This window comes from Stenotrophomonas sp. CASM101, from assembly GCF_049384845.1.
In the GTDB taxonomy this organism is placed as follows: Bacteria; Pseudomonadota; Gammaproteobacteria; order Xanthomonadales; family Xanthomonadaceae; genus Stenotrophomonas; species Stenotrophomonas hibiscicola.
This window is the reverse complement of the sequence record NZ_JBMRFR010000002.1, coordinates 59,476-74,402: the sequence shown is the minus strand read 5'-3', so window position 1 is coordinate 74,402 and position 14,927 is coordinate 59,476. Positions and strand designations below refer to the sequence as shown.

Annotated in this window: 18 protein-coding genes and 1 pseudogene; 8 read left to right on the top strand and 11 right to left on the bottom strand. The window is 63.2% G+C overall.

Features of this window, described 5'->3' with window-relative positions; genetic code table 11:
* Nucleotides 1-43 precede the first annotated feature (43 nt).
* The 5 genes from VG543_RS04305 to VG543_RS04285 all read right to left on the bottom strand — a co-directional run bounded on the left by VG543_RS04305 (nt 44) and on the right by VG543_RS04285 (nt 2,388).
* Nucleotides 44-253, bottom strand: a complete 210-nt coding sequence (locus VG543_RS04305) for a hypothetical protein (RefSeq protein ID WP_329762793.1) — start codon at nt 251-253, stop codon at nt 44-46.
* 281 nt (nt 254-534) lie between these two features.
* Nucleotides 535-834 (bottom strand): single-stranded DNA-binding protein, encoded by a 300-nt coding sequence (locus VG543_RS04300; RefSeq protein ID WP_423160586.1) that lies wholly within the window; start codon nt 832-834, stop codon nt 535-537.
* 6 nt (nt 835-840) lie between these two features.
* Entirely contained in the window at nt 841-1,947 is a 1,107-nt protein-coding gene (locus tag VG543_RS04295) for a replication initiation factor domain-containing protein (protein ID WP_423160584.1), read from the bottom strand.
* On the bottom strand, nt 1,937-2,113 hold the full coding sequence (locus VG543_RS04290) for a hypothetical protein (protein ID WP_423160582.1): 177 nt from the start codon (nt 2,111-2,113) through the stop codon (nt 1,937-1,939). The genes VG543_RS04295 and VG543_RS04290 overlap by 11 nt, the downstream gene beginning before the upstream one ends.
* Nucleotides 2,110-2,388 carry a hypothetical protein gene (locus VG543_RS04285; RefSeq protein WP_423160580.1) on the bottom strand — a complete coding sequence of 93 codons (279 nt, stop codon included), beginning with the start codon at nt 2,386-2,388 and terminating at the stop codon, nt 2,110-2,112. The genes VG543_RS04290 and VG543_RS04285 overlap by 4 nt, the downstream gene beginning before the upstream one ends.
* 141 nt (nt 2,389-2,529) lie before the next feature.
* Here VG543_RS04285 and VG543_RS04280 point away from each other — a divergent pair, with 141 nt between their 5' ends.
* Entirely contained in the window at nt 2,530-2,967 is a 438-nt protein-coding gene (locus tag VG543_RS04280; RefSeq protein ID WP_423177856.1) for a DUF3693 domain-containing protein, read from the top strand.
* 84 nt (nt 2,968-3,051) lie between these two features.
* Here VG543_RS04280 and VG543_RS04275 read toward each other — a convergent pair whose 3' ends face one another.
* From VG543_RS04275 to VG543_RS04260, 4 genes and pseudogenes are all read right to left on the bottom strand, one after another.
* Nucleotides 3,052-3,450, bottom strand: coding sequence for an Imm10 family immunity protein (locus VG543_RS04275; protein ID WP_058981654.1), 399 nt, complete (start codon nt 3,448-3,450; stop codon nt 3,052-3,054).
* A 38-nt stretch (nt 3,451-3,488) separates the two neighbouring features.
* A pseudogene (locus VG543_RS04270) lies at nt 3,489-3,818 on the bottom strand (RHS repeat-associated core domain-containing protein); the annotation flags it as partial.
* Between the two features lie 79 nt (nt 3,819-3,897).
* Nucleotides 3,898-4,563, bottom strand: a complete 666-nt coding sequence (locus tag VG543_RS04265; protein ID WP_058981655.1) for a hypothetical protein — start codon at nt 4,561-4,563, stop codon at nt 3,898-3,900.
* 306 nt (nt 4,564-4,869) lie between these two features.
* Nucleotides 4,870-5,007, bottom strand: coding sequence for a hypothetical protein (locus tag VG543_RS04260; protein WP_251102018.1), 138 nt, complete (start codon nt 5,005-5,007; stop codon nt 4,870-4,872).
* Nucleotides 5,008-5,095: 88 nt separating this feature from the next.
* Between VG543_RS04260 and VG543_RS04255 the strand changes: the two genes are divergently transcribed.
* Nucleotides 5,096-5,662 carry a histidine kinase dimerization/phospho-acceptor domain-containing protein gene (locus tag VG543_RS04255; protein ID WP_423177855.1) on the top strand — a complete coding sequence of 189 codons (567 nt, stop codon included), beginning with the start codon at nt 5,096-5,098 and terminating at the stop codon, nt 5,660-5,662.
* Entirely contained in the window at nt 5,623-5,889 is a 267-nt protein-coding gene (locus VG543_RS04250; RefSeq protein ID WP_423177853.1) for an ATP-binding protein, read from the top strand. The genes VG543_RS04255 and VG543_RS04250 overlap by 40 nt, the downstream gene beginning before the upstream one ends.
* Before the next feature lie 22 nt (nt 5,890-5,911).
* Here VG543_RS04250 and VG543_RS04245 read toward each other — a convergent pair whose 3' ends face one another.
* Nucleotides 5,912-6,391 carry a GNAT family N-acetyltransferase gene (locus VG543_RS04245; RefSeq protein WP_423177852.1) on the bottom strand — a complete coding sequence of 160 codons (480 nt, stop codon included), beginning with the start codon at nt 6,389-6,391 and terminating at the stop codon, nt 5,912-5,914.
* Between the two features lie 133 nt (nt 6,392-6,524).
* Here VG543_RS04245 and VG543_RS04240 point away from each other — a divergent pair, with 133 nt between their 5' ends.
* Together VG543_RS04240 and VG543_RS04235 are read left to right on the top strand one after the other, a co-directional pair.
* Nucleotides 6,525-8,720 (top strand): hypothetical protein, encoded by a 2,196-nt coding sequence (locus VG543_RS04240; RefSeq protein ID WP_423177851.1) that lies wholly within the window; start codon nt 6,525-6,527, stop codon nt 8,718-8,720.
* A gap of 72 nt (nt 8,721-8,792) precedes the next feature.
* On the top strand, nt 8,793-9,278 hold the full coding sequence (locus tag VG543_RS04235; protein WP_026346980.1) for a TspO/MBR family protein: 486 nt from the start codon (nt 8,793-8,795) through the stop codon (nt 9,276-9,278).
* A gap of 10 nt (nt 9,279-9,288) precedes the next feature.
* Here the strand turns inward: VG543_RS04235 and VG543_RS04230 are convergent, their stop codons facing one another.
* On the bottom strand, nt 9,289-9,582 hold the full coding sequence (locus tag VG543_RS04230; RefSeq protein WP_031269080.1) for a hypothetical protein: 294 nt from the start codon (nt 9,580-9,582) through the stop codon (nt 9,289-9,291).
* A 249-nt stretch (nt 9,583-9,831) separates the two neighbouring features.
* On the opposite strand from VG543_RS04230, the gene VG543_RS04225 reads away from it, so the two are divergent.
* The 3 genes from VG543_RS04225 to VG543_RS04215 are packed head-to-tail and all read left to right on the top strand — an operon-like array spanning nt 9,832 to nt 14,925.
* Entirely contained in the window at nt 9,832-12,069 is a 2,238-nt protein-coding gene (locus tag VG543_RS04225; RefSeq protein WP_423177849.1) for an ATP-binding protein, read from the top strand.
* On the top strand, nt 12,066-12,533 hold the full coding sequence (locus VG543_RS04220; protein WP_423177847.1) for a response regulator: 468 nt from the start codon (nt 12,066-12,068) through the stop codon (nt 12,531-12,533). The genes VG543_RS04225 and VG543_RS04220 overlap by 4 nt, the downstream gene beginning before the upstream one ends.
* On the top strand, nt 12,526-14,925 hold the full coding sequence (locus tag VG543_RS04215) for a hybrid sensor histidine kinase/response regulator (protein ID WP_423177845.1): 2,400 nt from the start codon (nt 12,526-12,528) through the stop codon (nt 14,923-14,925). Before VG543_RS04220 ends, VG543_RS04215 begins: the two co-directional genes overlap by 8 nt.
* Nucleotides 14,926-14,927 lie beyond the last annotated feature (2 nt).

Below are 14,927 nucleotides of genomic sequence, written 5' to 3'. Positions count from 1 at the left end.
TGAAAAAGGGCGGGTTTCCCCGCCCCGTGTGGCACTGCTTAAATCAGCCGCCGGAGGCGCGCTGACCCTTCTTGATCAGTGCGACGACACCGCACAGTGTCAGGACAGCAGCGCCGATGAGCATCAGCTCGCCCTTATCCATGCCTTCGGTTGCCGCAGTAGCGAGGTCACCAGCGAATGCCGGTGCCGCCACCATTGCGGTGGAAGCGATGGCAGCTGCCTTGAGGCCGATCTTGCGCAGGTTCTTGATCATGGTCTTCTCTCTGGATTGGATGGTTAACCACCTGTGACCCGGCGTGCTTGCCGGATCATGAATCCGACGCCCCACATACCTGCGATTGAGCAGCTGATAACTAGGGAATCGGCAACGCTGATCGGTGGCAAAAGGATCGGCGCTGGTCCATAGAAGGGGTGCGCGCATTGCCCTGTTGCAGCATCGAAATCGGATGCCTTGCAGTGCAGGACAAGAACGGTCTCTTCCATAGGGACTCCTTCGCCGTGACCGCGCCAAAGGCACGGGCACGGCTCGATTGGTTACGGGGTCGCGGCGCGAGGTGCAGCCTTGGGCACCATGCGCAGAACGGTGAACTTGCTCAGCGAGGCGACGCCCTTGTTGACCTGCAACATGGATTCAACATCGAGCTCATACTCGCCTTCGGGGTAACCCGGCTGGCCCTTGTCCAGGCGCACGTCGAACGGATACGCAAAACCACCGGTTTCAAGCTTCGCCTTCTGCTTGCGGGTGGTGTACTCGACGTTGTCGCCAGCGTCGTTCTTGAAGCTGCCGCCGCGTTCGTCAATTTCATTCTTGAGGACGGTGACCTTGATGCTCATGTGCTGTTACCCCTTTGAGGTTGGCTGTACGGCCGCGATTTCGGGCCAGTGCGCTGCTGTGTCACCTGTGACCCACTTCGGCAGCGATGGCGAAGTGCAGGATTCGATTACCGACCGCAGGGACTGATCATCCGGGCAGTTCTTGGCGATGAAGTTGAGGGCCGCGCCGTACTGGCGGCGGATGTGGCGGCGAACGCTCTTCCACGTGGCATCGACGGCCGCTTTCGTGATTTCAATACGCGTGGCGACGCACCGCAGAAAGGACAGGACCGGATAGGCACCCAGCAGGTAGGAGGCCGGATCACGCAGAATGTCGAGGGGCAGTTCCTTGCGGTTGGAGTTGCGGAACTGCGCCTCATAGCGCACCCACGGTGAACTCTTGTCGCCCTGCTCCCTGCCCTTCTCGTAGACGCGCAGCTGCTTTTCCGACTTCTTGCCGCCGATATAGAGCGTCTTGCCGTCACCGCTGTCGTAGTCGTCCACCAGCTGCGCCTTGGGGCGCTGACCACGGTTGTCGAAGTCGCCATTGGCGTACCACTTCTGCGCCATGCGCAATGGGTAGTCGCCCACCAGGTCATCGGCGCACACATCGACACGGGTGATCCTTCCGGCGCAGCTTTCGAGCTTCGCTCGAAGCTCCAGCCACCGCTGCGCATGGCCGCAGCGCGCTGCGCCTATCGCCTTGCATCCATCACCGGTTAGCTCGATGCGGGCGGTATACGTGCCATCTGCGCGTCGGCACTCTTCGCCGCCGAGTTCGATCATCCCGACGAACTTCTTGGCAGCGTCGATGATCTTGATACGCCACGTGTAGAAGCGCCCACCACCGGCTGTTTCATCCAGTTCAAGGCCAAGCCCAGCGAAGAACCAGCAGAACACCTGCAGGGCTGCGATACGTGCGTTCTCCGGGGAGAACTCGATCCACTGCCGGACCTCTTCGAAGCTGTCGCCATCACGGAACGCGACCTCGTCCAGCGCTGCGCACAGATCGATGGAAGCGGAAAACCAGTCAATGCCGACCGTCAGGGTTCCATCGGCGTTCCTGAATTCACTGACTCCCCTGTTAGACGAGGGGAGTCCCGACCCGGCCAGCACCGCGCGATCACCGGCCATTGGAGCGGTCCTTGCCGAGCTTCCACAGGCGACGAAGCCCCAGCCATGCCTGCTCGATCACAATGGAGAGCAATGCCACTCCCAGCCAAACGGCGATGAGCGCGGCGCACCCCGCAAGACCCATATCGAACTCCGCCAGTTCGGCGAAAGAGGGAAACGTACTCATGCGGCGCGCTCCTGCTCTTCGGCGTAGCGAGCGGCGGCAAGAAGATCACCGCGCTTGGTGGCGGCGATTTCGGCCTGATAGAGCGTTTCGTGATCCGGGGTCCAACCGGTTGCGGCCAGTTCGGTGCGTGCCTGGACGACGAAGGCCGTTTCGTGTGCGCTGCGACGGGCGGACTCCCCACGCCGGTCGAGGCACCACGAAACGAGCTTGGCGCTGCCAATGGATACGGCCACGATGGCCGCCAGCAGCACGAAGGCAATGAACGGATCGATCATCCCTGCTCCCCTACCCCAAGCCCCAAGAGAACCCGCCAGCGGCCTTGGGGTGCCGGTGGCGGGTGTTGAGTGATCACTCAACGTGGCGCATGTAAACTGATCACGAAACACGTGTCAACTGATCGATCAACTGGAGCCACCATGACAGCCGTCAACGAACTACTTGACAACGTGAAAATCCGCTTGAATCTCGCGTCAGACATGGCTTTGGCCGAAAGGCTGACTGTCACCCGTTCGCTTGTGTCCAGATGGCGGAAAGGCGACACGCCGCTGGCTGATGAGCGAATTGCGCAGATCTGCGCACTGGCAAAACTGGATGGCCCCACGTGGATCGCGATGATCCACGCCGAGCGGGCGACCACTGCAACGGAGCGTGCGCTGTGGCGGCTGATGCTGGACCGAATGAGCGCGGCGGCTGCGGTCGTCGCGCTGGTGGCGCTGTCGTTGCCGAGCGTCGGAAACGCAAAAACCGCCCAAAATCAGGCGGTTAGCGGGGGGCTACTGACCCATTCTGTATATTATGTTCCAGCCGCTGCGGGACTGGCTGGCGCGCCGCCTGTCTCGCCCCCCTCATGTTGAGCGCTGCGAATTTCGGGCAGCTTGCGCGCTAACTTGTAGCAATTGAATCGCCAATGGTGCGTCGCGAATCTGTTAGCGACGCAATCAAATCTTCCCAGTTGAACTCAGCGCAAACGGAATCTTCTCTGAAGCGCAGATATTATCTAACGCCGCCTCCAGCGAACCAGGCTTGCCCAACGTTTTCAGCGTCACCGCTATCCCACCTTTGATACCAAGCTTCCTCTGCGCCACTTCGGCGAGCAGCAGCTGGAGCTTGGAACCCAGCAGGGACACTTCCTCCAGCCCGCCATAGCATGGCTCCAGGCCGCCCCCCACCTCAAGATGGACATGATCCATACCTAACTTCTTATCTTGATCGTCATACTTCTTAGCGTTCTGAATTATCACGTAGCGGGACGGTTCGGTTGAGCTATCTGCCAATCCGACTACGATGCAGTAGCCATCTTCCTCTACGGAAACTACTTCTGCAGTGAACTCATACATCGCCTGATCCTCATTGTTGTCCGCCAGTTGTCCAGCGCCTAGTTTGGCCACCCTCCCGCCACTGATATCTTGCCGCGCGCCGCAAGTCCGATACCAGATGATATAGCTGAAATTGCTTTCGTTTCTGTGGTTTCACAAGAATCCAGAAGTGTCTTTCCTCTCTCAATCGCATCATAGATCGATAGGGCAATTTCTATCCCAGCCCATATCAGCGGCAGTACGACAAACCAGGCGATGTGTCCTGAAGGATCGCTGTAACTGATCGGGTTACCCAGAGCGTAGGCGTAGAAGTTCACATCGCCTGACGCGAAGCCATAGGAATCTTCGCTGATGAACCGACCCATGTCTGGGCTGTAGTAGTGCGCCCGATAATAGCTGCAAACCCATGGTGCAGATCGAAGTTCGCCATCCTGATCACTTACGTTCGATCAGAGTGTCAGTCGGCACCTAAATCTCCTTCACCACGACTGCGCTGCCCGTCTTGTTCGCAATGGAAATTCGTCGACCCTCAATCACAATGTTTGAGATGTGGTAACTGACCTTGAACGGATCGGGAATCAGCTCCATCAGCGTGTACTCGGCTGCCAAACCATCGGCTTCCCCATCCGCTTCCACTGCAACCAGTTGGTACCTATCCGTGGCGTATCGGTGGAACAGCCTCAGCTTCCCGTCCCTTGCGCCACGCCCAGCTATGGCCGTCTCATAGGTATAGCCATTCGAGAAATGCACCATGATTGCCTCAGCAAGAGGTTTCGATAGCGAAATCCCGAAATAGTCATCGATTCGATTAAATCCTTCCAGGTACTTGTCAGCAAAGTAGCTGTGAACGTCCGCATCGGAAGTGGTCGCTTGACCGGGAGCGAACGGTGATCCACTGGCACTTGCTGTTTCTGAGATCCTCACCGCAAACGCCCTGTCCCCCATGACTTGCATGTCAACCTTTGAGCCCTCAACGAAAACCAACCTGTTGAATGACCCCAGGTCCAGATCGCGGCGATTTATCCATTCGGAGATGAACAGCGAAAGGTAGTTGGACGCAAGCTGGTAGCGAACACGCAGCGGGATGGGGTGACTGTAGTATTCAAGATCGATGTAGACTGCGGTTACCTTCACGCTATGGCCTTTGATGGTAGAAGGGATTGGTCAGGTTCTTAGACGCAGCCCATTGGCATTGTCCGCTTCAATCTGACCCTAGGCACAGGATCCCCGAGCGTTACCGGTCACCCACACCAATTGCGATCTTGAACTTGCGCCATCCTGACGCATTTCGAGGCCCCCGTCCTTATAAATCAACAAGATGGAATTTTTCAATCTCCGAGCGTGCAACATTGCCGCCCGAACACCGGCAGAACCGCGCCCCACAGGCCGAGCCTTTCTCACCCCGTATCCAAACGCCCTCGTGCAGGCTCGGCGCACCACTTAAGGATGGGTTTGGCGATGCGCCTGGCTGATTTTATCCAACAGAATGCGCGGGAAATCCTCGAAGACGCGGTGGCATTCGCCGAAACGCAGGCGCCCGATACCGTCGAGTTCAGCGCAAAGCAACTTCGGAATCATCTCCCCCAGATTCTTCAGGCGGTCATAGACGATCTCAGATCCGCAGACAGACTCCCAGCAGCTCGCAAAGTCCCACGGGCTTGCACCGTTGAAACCCGGCCCCGAGTCCGCCGCGTCCTATCATGGCCGAACCCGCGCCATCGCTGGCTTTGGCCTCAACCAGATGGTGGCTGAGTATCGAGCGCTTCGGGCTTCGGTACTTCGGCGATGGGCATCCGACCAGCAGCTGGCCACTTCATCGATCGATGACATCCTTCGTTTCAATGAGGCCATCGACCAGGCGGTGGCCGAATCCCTTGCTCAGTTCTCTGCCGAGGTCGAATCCTGGCGGCAGATCTTCCTGGCAGCGCTCGGGCATGATCTCCGAGGTCCTTTGGCAGCGGTCATGTTCTCGGCGGACACTCTGGCCAGTGGCCTGCAGGACCCAGCTTTGGCCAAGCAGGCCGAGCGGATCATCAACGGCAGCATGCGCATGAACAAGCTGCTCGACGACCTGCTGGCTTACAGTCGCAGCAAGCTGGGCGATGGGATGGCCATTCATCCGGTGGACTGCGATCTTGCCCAATCGCTTGGCGAGGAAGTCGAGCTGCAAAGTACGGCGAACACGGCACCGATGTGCGGATCAGCCTTGAGGGCCTCGTCGACCAGATCATGATCACGGTGAGCAACACCGGCGCCGAACTGCCGGACGAAGCGTTCAACAGTCTGTTCGATCCCTTGCGCCGAGGCTCGCACAACGCGTCACAAGGCGAGCACGCGAGCTTGGGCCTCGGCCTGTTCCTGGTGCGGGAAATCTGCCACGCGCACCGCGGCACTGTCCATGGACGATGGCGTGATGGCCGCACCTCATTCGACATTACGCTCCCGAAGAATGCTGATTGAGGCGACCGACCTGGCGACGGCACTACAGGAACCTGTGCATCACGAAGACATCGACCAACCCGCGCTGGCCATGCCGGAAGGCCTGTGGCAGCGTCCCCACTACCGCAAACCCCAGCTTCCGATACAACGCCACGGCCGGGCCATTGGTACTGACCACGTAATTGAACTGCATGGCCAGGAACCCTTCCGCCCTCGCCCGCTCCAGGCTTTGCTCCACCAGCGCCCGGCCCACACCTTGCCCTTGTGCCGGTGCATCCACCACATACGTGGCGCTGGCCACATGCGCCCCCAGATCGGGGTAGTTCGGGCCCATCTTGTACATGCCCACAACCCGGCCCTCCAGCACAGCTACATGAGGTGCCTGGGCCTGGAACCAATGCGCGCGAAACGTCTCGACTTCAAAAGAGCCGGCAAAGGGCAGCGCATCCTGCGCCGCAATGGCCGCCTTGAACATGCCCCACATCGCGTCGAAATCGCCTGCACGGGCGGGCCGGATCTCCATGCGTCTCCTGCAGATCTGTGGTCGTGACCAGGCTGGACACTACCAGAATCCGGCACCTGCCCCGTAGCCGCTTCACGCGCCACCGCCATCGGCTCCGCAATAGTTGTGGGAATTCCGGCCCTAAGAGCAGTAGATGCCTCCTGTTTCCGTGCACATCCCGCACCGGCTTCGACGGTGGCGCGTCCCTGCCTGCGTCCTGCTGGGCATCTACCTGCTGTACCTGCTGGCCGGCAACATCTTCCTCAATACCCCACTGTTCGATCAGGTCACCAACCGCAAGCCGCACAAGTTCGTGATGACCACCGGCCCGGCCATCACGCTGCTGCCCGGCCATGTCATCGCCTGGAACGTGCACATGCGCGGCCACGTGAACCACACGGTCTACGTGCTGCATGCCGAGCGCGCCAGCGCCCGGTTGGCGGTACTGCCCCTGTTCCAACGCGAGGTACGGGTTCCGCGCTTGCAGGCGACGGGGGTTTCCGCCGAGATCAGCCGCGTCGAAGAAGCCATCCCGCCACCGCCGCGCAGCGACCGCGGCTGGACGCTCCGTTTCGACGCCATCCACAGCGATAGCATCCGCAGCGCACGCTTTGGCAAGCTGCTGATCATCGGCAAGGGCCACGGCACGGTGGGCTTCCTCAAGCAGCTACGCGGCGGGCCGTCGGAGCTCTTCGAGTCCGAAGTTGCGTTCGCCGACGCGGACACCAGCTATGACGGTGTGCAGTTGCTGGGTGACATGAATCTCAGCGCACGCTTCAGCTATCCGCGCCACTATCGGGACCAGGCGCCTGGTCTGGCCAAGCTGAAGCTGCTGCATGCCCAGCTCGAGGTCGACGCCCGCAGCCAGGGCCTGCGCATGGACACGGATGCCACAACGCCGAAGATCTCCAGCGCGCCCATACCCGGACGCCTGCAACTGGCGCTGCACCTGATCGACGGCCAGCTGCAGCCCGGGGACCGCGCAATCTGGCAGGTGCCGCTCTACCTGGGTGACGGCGCCCCCGACCGCGGCGTGCTGGCCCTGCAGCTCAATGTGGCCAACGACCTGCGCCTGCAGGCCCGCCTGCCGCCCAAACCCGGCTCAGGCAGCGAAGTGGATGCCGATCTGCGCGTCAGTGGCCGCGACATCCCCTTCCAGCAGCCCGCACAGCTGCTGGACCGCAGTTCGGGCACAGTGCGCGGCGAATGGACGTTCACTTCGCTCAACTGGATCCCTGCCCTGTTCGTCCGCAAGCCGTGGCTGCAGCTGGACGGAGGCGGCACGCTGAAAGCCGATCTGCGCCTGCGCAACGGCGAACTGATCGAAGGCAGCACTGTGGACATCCCGGCGGCCGCGGCCGTGGCCGAGGTCGCCGGCGTCCGCTTGGCGGGCACGGCCAGTGCCCATGGCGTATTGAAGGCCGGCAGCCCCAGCCAGGCACAGCTGGCTGTCCGACTGCCACGATTCACTGCGCAGCCAACCGATGCCAAGGGCGTGCGCCTGTTCGACGGCCGTGACCTGGCCCTGGACCTGGCCGGCGATGGCCGCCTGCAGGAGTTGCGCAAAGGGGTACGCGCGCAGCTGCGCTTCAGTGAAGCCACCATCCCTGATCTGACGGCCTACAACCGCTACCTCGGCTCGCCGCAGGTGCGGCTGCTTCAAGGCACCGGCAGCCTGAGCGGCGATGCCACGCTCGACACCGATGGACGCGTCGGTCATGGCACGGCCCGGCTGTTTGCGCGCAACGCCAGTGCCAAGGTGGCGGGACTGGAAATGGGCGGCGATATCGGCGTGAACGCGACCCTGCGCCGCGGTGACTTCAATGAACGTCATTTCGATCTCTCCGGCACCACCGTGGAGCTGCGCAATGTGCAGGTGGCCGGTACAGAGCGCCCAAGTGCATGGAAGGGCCGCGTGGCCTTCAAGCGTGGCCGCATCGATGCGCAGTCGCCCTTCCAGGTCGATGCCACCACGGATCTGGATCTCAGCGACGCCCGTCCGTTGCTTGCACTGTTCGCAGAGCGCACCGACTACCCGCGCTGGACCTTGTCGCTGCTGGATTCCGGACAGGTACAGGCACAGGCAACGCTGCGCTGGCGCCCAGGCCATCTGGTCATCGATGGACTGCAGGCCGAGAACGATCGCCTGTCGGTACGCGCGCGGCTGGATCTGCTCGACCAGCGCAAGCGCGGGGACCTGTATCTGCGCTGGGGGCTGCTGGGTGCGGGCATCGAGCTGGACGGTGACCAGCGCCAGTGGCACCTGGCCAAGGCACGCGAGTGGTTTGATCAGCGGCCTTCCCTGCTGCCAGCGAGCCAGGGAACGGGCGCCGCAGGTTCATCGGACTGAAGGCTGGCGGCCTGCATCCATTTGCGGCCTCAGTGCGTAGACGCAATCAAGCGCATCATGGAGCTGCACGGTATGAAGCGGAGTTCACAGGTTTTCGGGCTTCTGGGATGGATGGCGATCACCTTCATCGCGGCCACTCTGGGGGCGTGGGCGTCGGCATCCGCGGCAAGCTTCTACACCACCCTCGCCCTTCCCCCGTGGGCACCACCTGCCAGTGTCTTCGGTCCGGTGTGGACCTTGCTCTACGCCATGATGGCCATTGCCGCCTGGCTGGTCTGGCGCGAACGCGGCTGGCGTGGAGCACGACCGGCGCTGATGCTCTACCTGGTGCAGCTTGCCGTCAATGCGCTGTGGAGCTGGCTGTTCTTCGGCTGGAAGCTGGGCGCCTTGGCCTTCGCCGACATTCTTGTATTGATTGCGCTGGTATGCGCAACAACCGTCGCGTTTGCGCGCGTCCGTCCGATTGCGGCGGCACTGCTGCTTCCCTATCTGGCCTGGATCTCGTTCGCTTCAGCGCTCAACTTCGCGGTATGGCGAGCCAATCCCGGGCTGCTGTGACCTCTGCCGGTCACGCCTGGGCCGCGGCCTGCCGGTGCCAGCTCCGCAGCAGGGCCGGCTTGAACGCCTGCTGCCCGCAGCCAGTAGGGCATCGCACCACCCGCGCCGCAGTATGGCTGACCAGGCCCTGCCCTTCCTCTGCCTTGAAGATCGTCTCGCAGGACAGGCAACGGGCCACCAGCGAGTACAGATGCAGCAACCGGCCGCTGGCAGGGTCCTGCAGCGCATCCACATCCAGCAGTTCGAACTGGCAGCTGTCAGGCAGCATGCGATACGGGGGCAAGGGCACGGTCTGCAGATTCACGGGGCGGTCGCTCAGGGAAGTGGACCCACCCTAGGCAATGACCTGTCGAGCTGATGTGCAGCGCAGATGTACTCTTCGCGAAAACTGCAAGTGTTCGACCTGGCCTTTACATGAAGAATTCAGCTTGGACAGAAACACGCTTCACACGCACACACTGGTAGGCGGATGCACGATTTTGCTTCACCATTGATGGATACGGATGTATCACTGGGCTATCCAGCCATCCACGAACCATGAGCCCTGCCCTTGATGCCTTCTGCTGAATCCGCGCACGACACCGCCTCGTCCAGCTGCGCGCGCGAACCGATCCATACCCCCGGCGCGATCCAGCCGTACGGTGTGCTTCTGGTCGTTGAGCCGCAGTCCCTGCAGGTGCTCGAGCGCGCCATCAGCCATCCGGGGCTGCTGCAGCAGTTCGGCGAGCCGTTGGCGCAGCATGTCAGCAAGGTGCTTGGCGGTGCGCTGGCGCCGTTCCAGGCGTTGTTCCAGCAGGCGACGGTCGGCAGCAGCGCGCATGTCGGTGCCGTGCATCTGGATGGCCATGGCCGCCATCAACTGCTGGTGCATCGCTCCGCCACCGATCTGCTGGTCGAGCTGGAAGCGCCGGTTCCCGGCCAGCCCGGCTCGCTGGAAGAACTGTATCCGGCCATCCGCGAGCTGATGGCCGGGATCGAGTCGGCCGGCACCGTGGAAGACCTCTGCCAGCTGGCTGCCGCGCACATGCGCCGGCTGACCGGCTTTGACCGCACCCTGGTCTATCAGTTCGATGCCGTCTGGAATGGCATCGTGGTGGCCGAGGATGGCAACGGCCTGTTGCCGTCCTACCTTGACCTGCGCTTCCCCGAATCGGACATTCCTGCGCAGGCCCGCGAACTCTACCGCCGCAACCGGGTGCGCCTGATCGCGGACAACAACTACACCCCCGCGCCGTTGATGCGGGCCGACGACCATCGCGACGCACCAGCCACCGACCTGAGCCTGGCCGTGCTGCGCAGCGTCTCGCCGGTCCACCTGCAGTACATGCGCAACATGGGGACCGGCGCATCGATGTCGGTATCGCTGGTGCATGAAGGCCGCTTGTGGGGGCTGGTGTCTTGCCACACCGTGCAGCCACGGCGCCTGCCCTACCACGTGCGTACCGCCTGCGAGCTCATGGGCCAGATCCTGTCGCTGCAGATCGCGTTGAAGGAGCGGGCGCGTGCGATCGAAGAGCGCGTCGCGCGGCGCTCGATACTGGTCAAGCTGCTGGGTCGCATGGCCGGCGACGAGGACTTCATGGCGGCCCTGCGCCAGGACGAGGCCAGCCTGCTGTCGCTGACCGGCGCGGCCGGCGCGGCGATCGTTCACAAAGGCGATTGCCTGCGTGTTGGCCAGTGCCCTTCCGCCAGCGACGTGCTGGCCCTGGCGAACTGGTTGGCCGCGCAGCAGGCCGGTCAGGAAACCTACTGCACCGATCACCTGGCAGCCGACTGGTCGCCTGCCGCGCACCTGGCCGATGTGGCCAGCGGCCTGCTGGCGGTGTCCATTTCGCAGTTGCATGACAGTTATTTGATGTGGTTCCGGCCGGAAGTGGTGCGTACCGTGCGCTGGGGTGGCGATCCCCGCAAGGAAGCCGCACCGGGCGTTGCGCTGTCCCCGCGCAACTCGTTCGAGGCCTGGAAGGAGACCGTGCAGCAGCGCAGCCTGCCGTGGAGCGACGCTGACTGCGAAGCGGCACACGAAATGCGCACGGCCATCGTCGATATCGTGTTGCGCAAGGCCGAGGAAATGGCCGAACTGAACGAGCAGCTGCTCCGCAGCAACAAGGAACTGGAAGCCTTCTCCTATTCGGTCAGCCACGACTTGCGCGCTCCCTTCCGTCACATTGTCGGCTATTCCGAGCTGCTGGGCAGCTCGGCGGGCGAACGCCTGAACGATACCGAGCGCCGCTTCCTGGACACGATCGTGGAATCGGCCAAGTCCGCCGGCACGCTGGTGGATGACCTGCTCAGCTTCTCGCAGATGGGGCGCTCCACGCTGGGGCGTGTACGGCTGGACATGACCGCGCTGGCCGAGGATGTGCGCCGGAGCCTGGCCCTGGACTACACCGGCCGCGACGTGCAGTGGACGCTCGCACCGCTGCCGGAGGTTGAAGCCGATCCGACGATGCTGCGCCTGGTCTGGCAGAACCTGCTGGCCAACGCGATCAAGTTCACCCGCGAGCGCGAACATGCAGTGATCGAGGTTGGTCACGAGCGAAACGACGACGAAGACCACTTCTTCGTGCGCGACAACGGCTGCGGCTTCGACATGCGCTACGTGGACAAGCTGTTCGGCGTGTTCCAGCGCCTGCACCACGTCGAAGAGTTCGAAGGCACCGGCATCGGCCTGGCCAATGTCCGCCGCATCATCGGCCGCCATGGCGGCCGTACCTGGGCCGAGGGCGAGCCCGGCAAGGGCGCCACAATCCATTTCACCCTACCCCGCTTCACAGGAGAACACCCATGAGGGACCTGCGGCCGATCCTCCTGGTAGAGGACAGCCCCAAGGATGCAGAGCTGACGATGGCCGCGCTTGCGCGCTGCCAGCTGTTGAACGATGTCATCCATGTACGCGACGGCGCCGAAGCGTTGGATTACCTGCGCTGCGAAGGCAAGTTCGCCGGCGCCATGCACGGCGGCCCAGTGGTGGTGCTGCTGGACCTGAAGCTGCCCAAGGTCAACGGCCTGGAGGTGCTGGAACAGGTGCGTGGCGACCCGCAGCTGAGCAGCACGCCGGTGGTGATGTTGACCTCCTCGCGCGAAGAACAGGATCTCGTGCGCAGTTACGAACTGGGCGTCAACGCATTCGTGGTCAAGCCGGTCGACTTCAAGGAGTTCTTTGACGCCATCCAAGGACTGGGCATGTTCTGGGGCATCACCAACCAGCCACCACCGCACCGGCCCAGCGGCTCGGGGCAGCACAATGCGTGATGGATCGCGCCGCAGCGAGCGCCTGCGCATCCTCATGCTGGAGGACAGCGCGCTTGATGCGGAGCTGATCACCGCACAGCTGCGGCGTGCCGGCCTGGAGTTCGAGGTCGAGCGCCTGTGGACGCGCAATGCGTTCATCGAGGCCATCGACAACCGTGCGTTCGACGTGATCCTGGCCGACCATGTGCTGCCCGGATTCGATGGCGATGCGGCCCTCGCGCTGGCGCGCGAGCGGATTCCACAGACCCCTTTCATCTTCGTCTCCGGCACGCTGACGGAAGAGCTGGCCGTACAGGCGCTGACCCGTGGCGCGCGCGATTACGTCGTCAAGCAGCGCCTGCAACGCCTGCCGGATGCGATCCGCCGCGCTCGCCAGGAAGCCCATGAACGCGCCCAGCTGATGCATGCCCAGGCGGCGCTGAACGAGAGCCAGGCGCAGCTGCAGCAGGTCACCGATGCCGTACCCGCGCTGATCGCCCAGCTCGACAACGCGCATCGCTACCGGTTCGCCAACAAGGCGTTCCTGGACTGGCATGGATTCAGCCTGGCCGAGCTGCTGGGCCGGACCGCGCGCGATGTCAGCGGCATCTCCGCATTCGAACACGCCTTGCCCAGCCTTGAACGGGTACTGCAGGGCGAACGCACGAGCTTCCAGGTCGAGCTCGTCCATCGCAGTGGCGAGTCGCGTTTCGTACAGATGGAATGCGTGCCGGAGCATGCCGCCGATGGCAGCGTGGCCGGCTACATCTGCCTGGGCAGCGACATCTCGCTGCTGAAGCAGGCCGAGCTGGCCCTGCGTGAGGACAACCAGCTGCTCGAGCAGCAGGTGCAGGCGCGCACGGCCGAGCTGCGCGCCAGCAAGCGCCGCCTGCAGGCGATCTTCGAGTCCAGCTTCCAGCATCAGGTGCTGCTGGATCTGCGCGGATGCGTGGTCGATGCCAATGATGCTTCCTTGGCCGCTGTACTTGCAGACAAGAAGGACATTGTTGGCCAGCACTTCGCCGAATCGGTCTGGTTCGCCACCACCGAGGGCATGGGCGCAGCGATCGACCGCGCAGTCGGAGACGCAGCGCAGGGCCGCAGTTCACTGCATGCGCTGGAGCTGGAGCTCCCGACCGGCCGCCGCAGCTTCGACTTCTCGTTCCGTCCGCTGCTCGACGCCGAAGGGGCGGTCACCGCCGTTGTCTCCGAGGCCGTCGAAACCACCGCACGCCTGCAGGCCGAGCACGCGCTGCGCCAGTCACAGAAGATCGAGGCGGTCGGTCAGCTCACCGGCGGCATCGCGCATGATTTCAACAACATCCTGACCGTCATTTCCGGCAATGTCGAGCACGCCATGCTGCTCAGTGAAAGGGCTGGCGAGGCCGGTGCGCTGGTGGGCCGTGCGCTGGACAATGCGCTGAAGGGGGTGGGCCGTGCCGCCAGCCTGACCCAGCGCCTGCTGGCGTTTGCCCGCCGCCAGCCGCTGCGCAGCCAGGCCGCTGACCTCAATGTCCGCCTGCTGGACATGCACGACATGCTGCAGCGTGCATTGGGTGAACTGGTGCAGCTGGAGATCCGCAGCGCGGAGGACATCTGGTGCGTGGAGATCGACATCAGCCAACTGGAGGCCTCCGTACTGAACCTGGCGGTCAACGCCCGCGATGCGATGCCGCATGGCGGGCGGCTGGTGATTGAAGTCGACAACAGCCATCTGGACCACGACTATGCCGCGCTGTTCCCGGATGCAACGCCGGGCGAGTACGTGATGCTGCGGGTGCGCGACAACGGCCACGGCATGGATGCGGCGACGCTCGCCCGGGTCTTCGAACCCTTCTTCACCACCAAGCAGGTTGGCCGTGGCACCGGCCTGGGCCTGTCGATGGTGCATGGGTTCGTCAAGCAGTCAGGCGGCCACGTGCTGATCGATTCGGTGGAAGGCGGCGGCACCAGCATCACCATGATGTTCCCGCGTTCACTGCTGCCGTTGCCCAGCGAGGCGCGCACTCCGCAGACCGGCCTGGCAGGCTATTCGCCGCGCGAGGAAACCATCCTGGTGACCGAGGACAACGACGATGTCCGCGCCCACACGGTGGATGCACTGCGGCTGCTGGGCTACCGGGTATTGGAAGCCCACGACGGCCCTTCCGCACTGCGGCTGCTGGAACGCCCGGATACCAGGGTGGACCTGCTGTTCTCGGACGTGGTGATGCCCGGCATGTCGGGCTGGGAGCTGGTGCGGGAAGTCCGTGAACGCTGGCCGGAGGTCGCCGTGCTGTTCACGTCGGGCTATCCCCGTGACCACGACCAGGTGGGCAGCCAAGGGCGGGCCGTTGCGCTGCTGCCAAAGCCGTTCACCCGAAGTGATCTGGCGAAGGCCGTGCGCACCGCGCTGGAGGCAGCGCCACACTGAGG

Excerpts from the sequence above, each read along its gene's own strand:
- VG543_RS04305 (WP_329762793.1), bottom strand. The coding sequence starts at position 253 with ATGATCAAGAACCTGCGCAAGATCGGCCTCAAGGCAGCTGCCATCGCT.
- VG543_RS04300 (WP_423160586.1), bottom strand. The coding sequence starts at position 834 with ATGAGCATCAAGGTCACCGTCCTCAAGAATGAAATTGACGAACGCGGC.
- VG543_RS04295 (WP_423160584.1), bottom strand. The coding sequence starts at position 1,947 with ATGGCCGGTGATCGCGCGGTGCTGGCCGGGTCGGGACTCCCCTCGTCT.
- VG543_RS04290 (WP_423160582.1), bottom strand. The coding sequence starts at position 2,113 with ATGAGTACGTTTCCCTCTTTCGCCGAACTGGCGGAGTTCGATATGGGT.
- VG543_RS04285 (WP_423160580.1), bottom strand. The coding sequence starts at position 2,388 with ATGATCGATCCGTTCATTGCCTTCGTGCTGCTGGCGGCCATCGTGGCC.
- VG543_RS04280 (WP_423177856.1), top strand. The coding sequence starts at position 2,530 with ATGACAGCCGTCAACGAACTACTTGACAACGTGAAAATCCGCTTGAAT.
- VG543_RS04275 (WP_058981654.1), bottom strand. The coding sequence starts at position 3,450 with ATGTATGAGTTCACTGCAGAAGTAGTTTCCGTAGAGGAAGATGGCTAC.
- VG543_RS04260 (WP_251102018.1), bottom strand. The coding sequence starts at position 5,007 with ATGATTCCGAAGTTGCTTTGCGCTGAACTCGACGGTATCGGGCGCCTG.
- VG543_RS04245 (WP_423177852.1), bottom strand. The coding sequence starts at position 6,391 with ATGGAGATCCGGCCCGCCCGTGCAGGCGATTTCGACGCGATGTGGGGC.
- VG543_RS04240 (WP_423177851.1), top strand. The coding sequence starts at position 6,525 with ATGCCTCCTGTTTCCGTGCACATCCCGCACCGGCTTCGACGGTGGCGC.
- VG543_RS04235 (WP_026346980.1), top strand. The coding sequence starts at position 8,793 with ATGAAGCGGAGTTCACAGGTTTTCGGGCTTCTGGGATGGATGGCGATC.
- VG543_RS04225 (WP_423177849.1), top strand. The coding sequence starts at position 9,832 with ATGCCTTCTGCTGAATCCGCGCACGACACCGCCTCGTCCAGCTGCGCG.
- VG543_RS04220 (WP_423177847.1), top strand. The coding sequence starts at position 12,066 with ATGAGGGACCTGCGGCCGATCCTCCTGGTAGAGGACAGCCCCAAGGAT.
- VG543_RS04215 (WP_423177845.1), top strand. The coding sequence starts at position 12,526 with ATGCGTGATGGATCGCGCCGCAGCGAGCGCCTGCGCATCCTCATGCTG.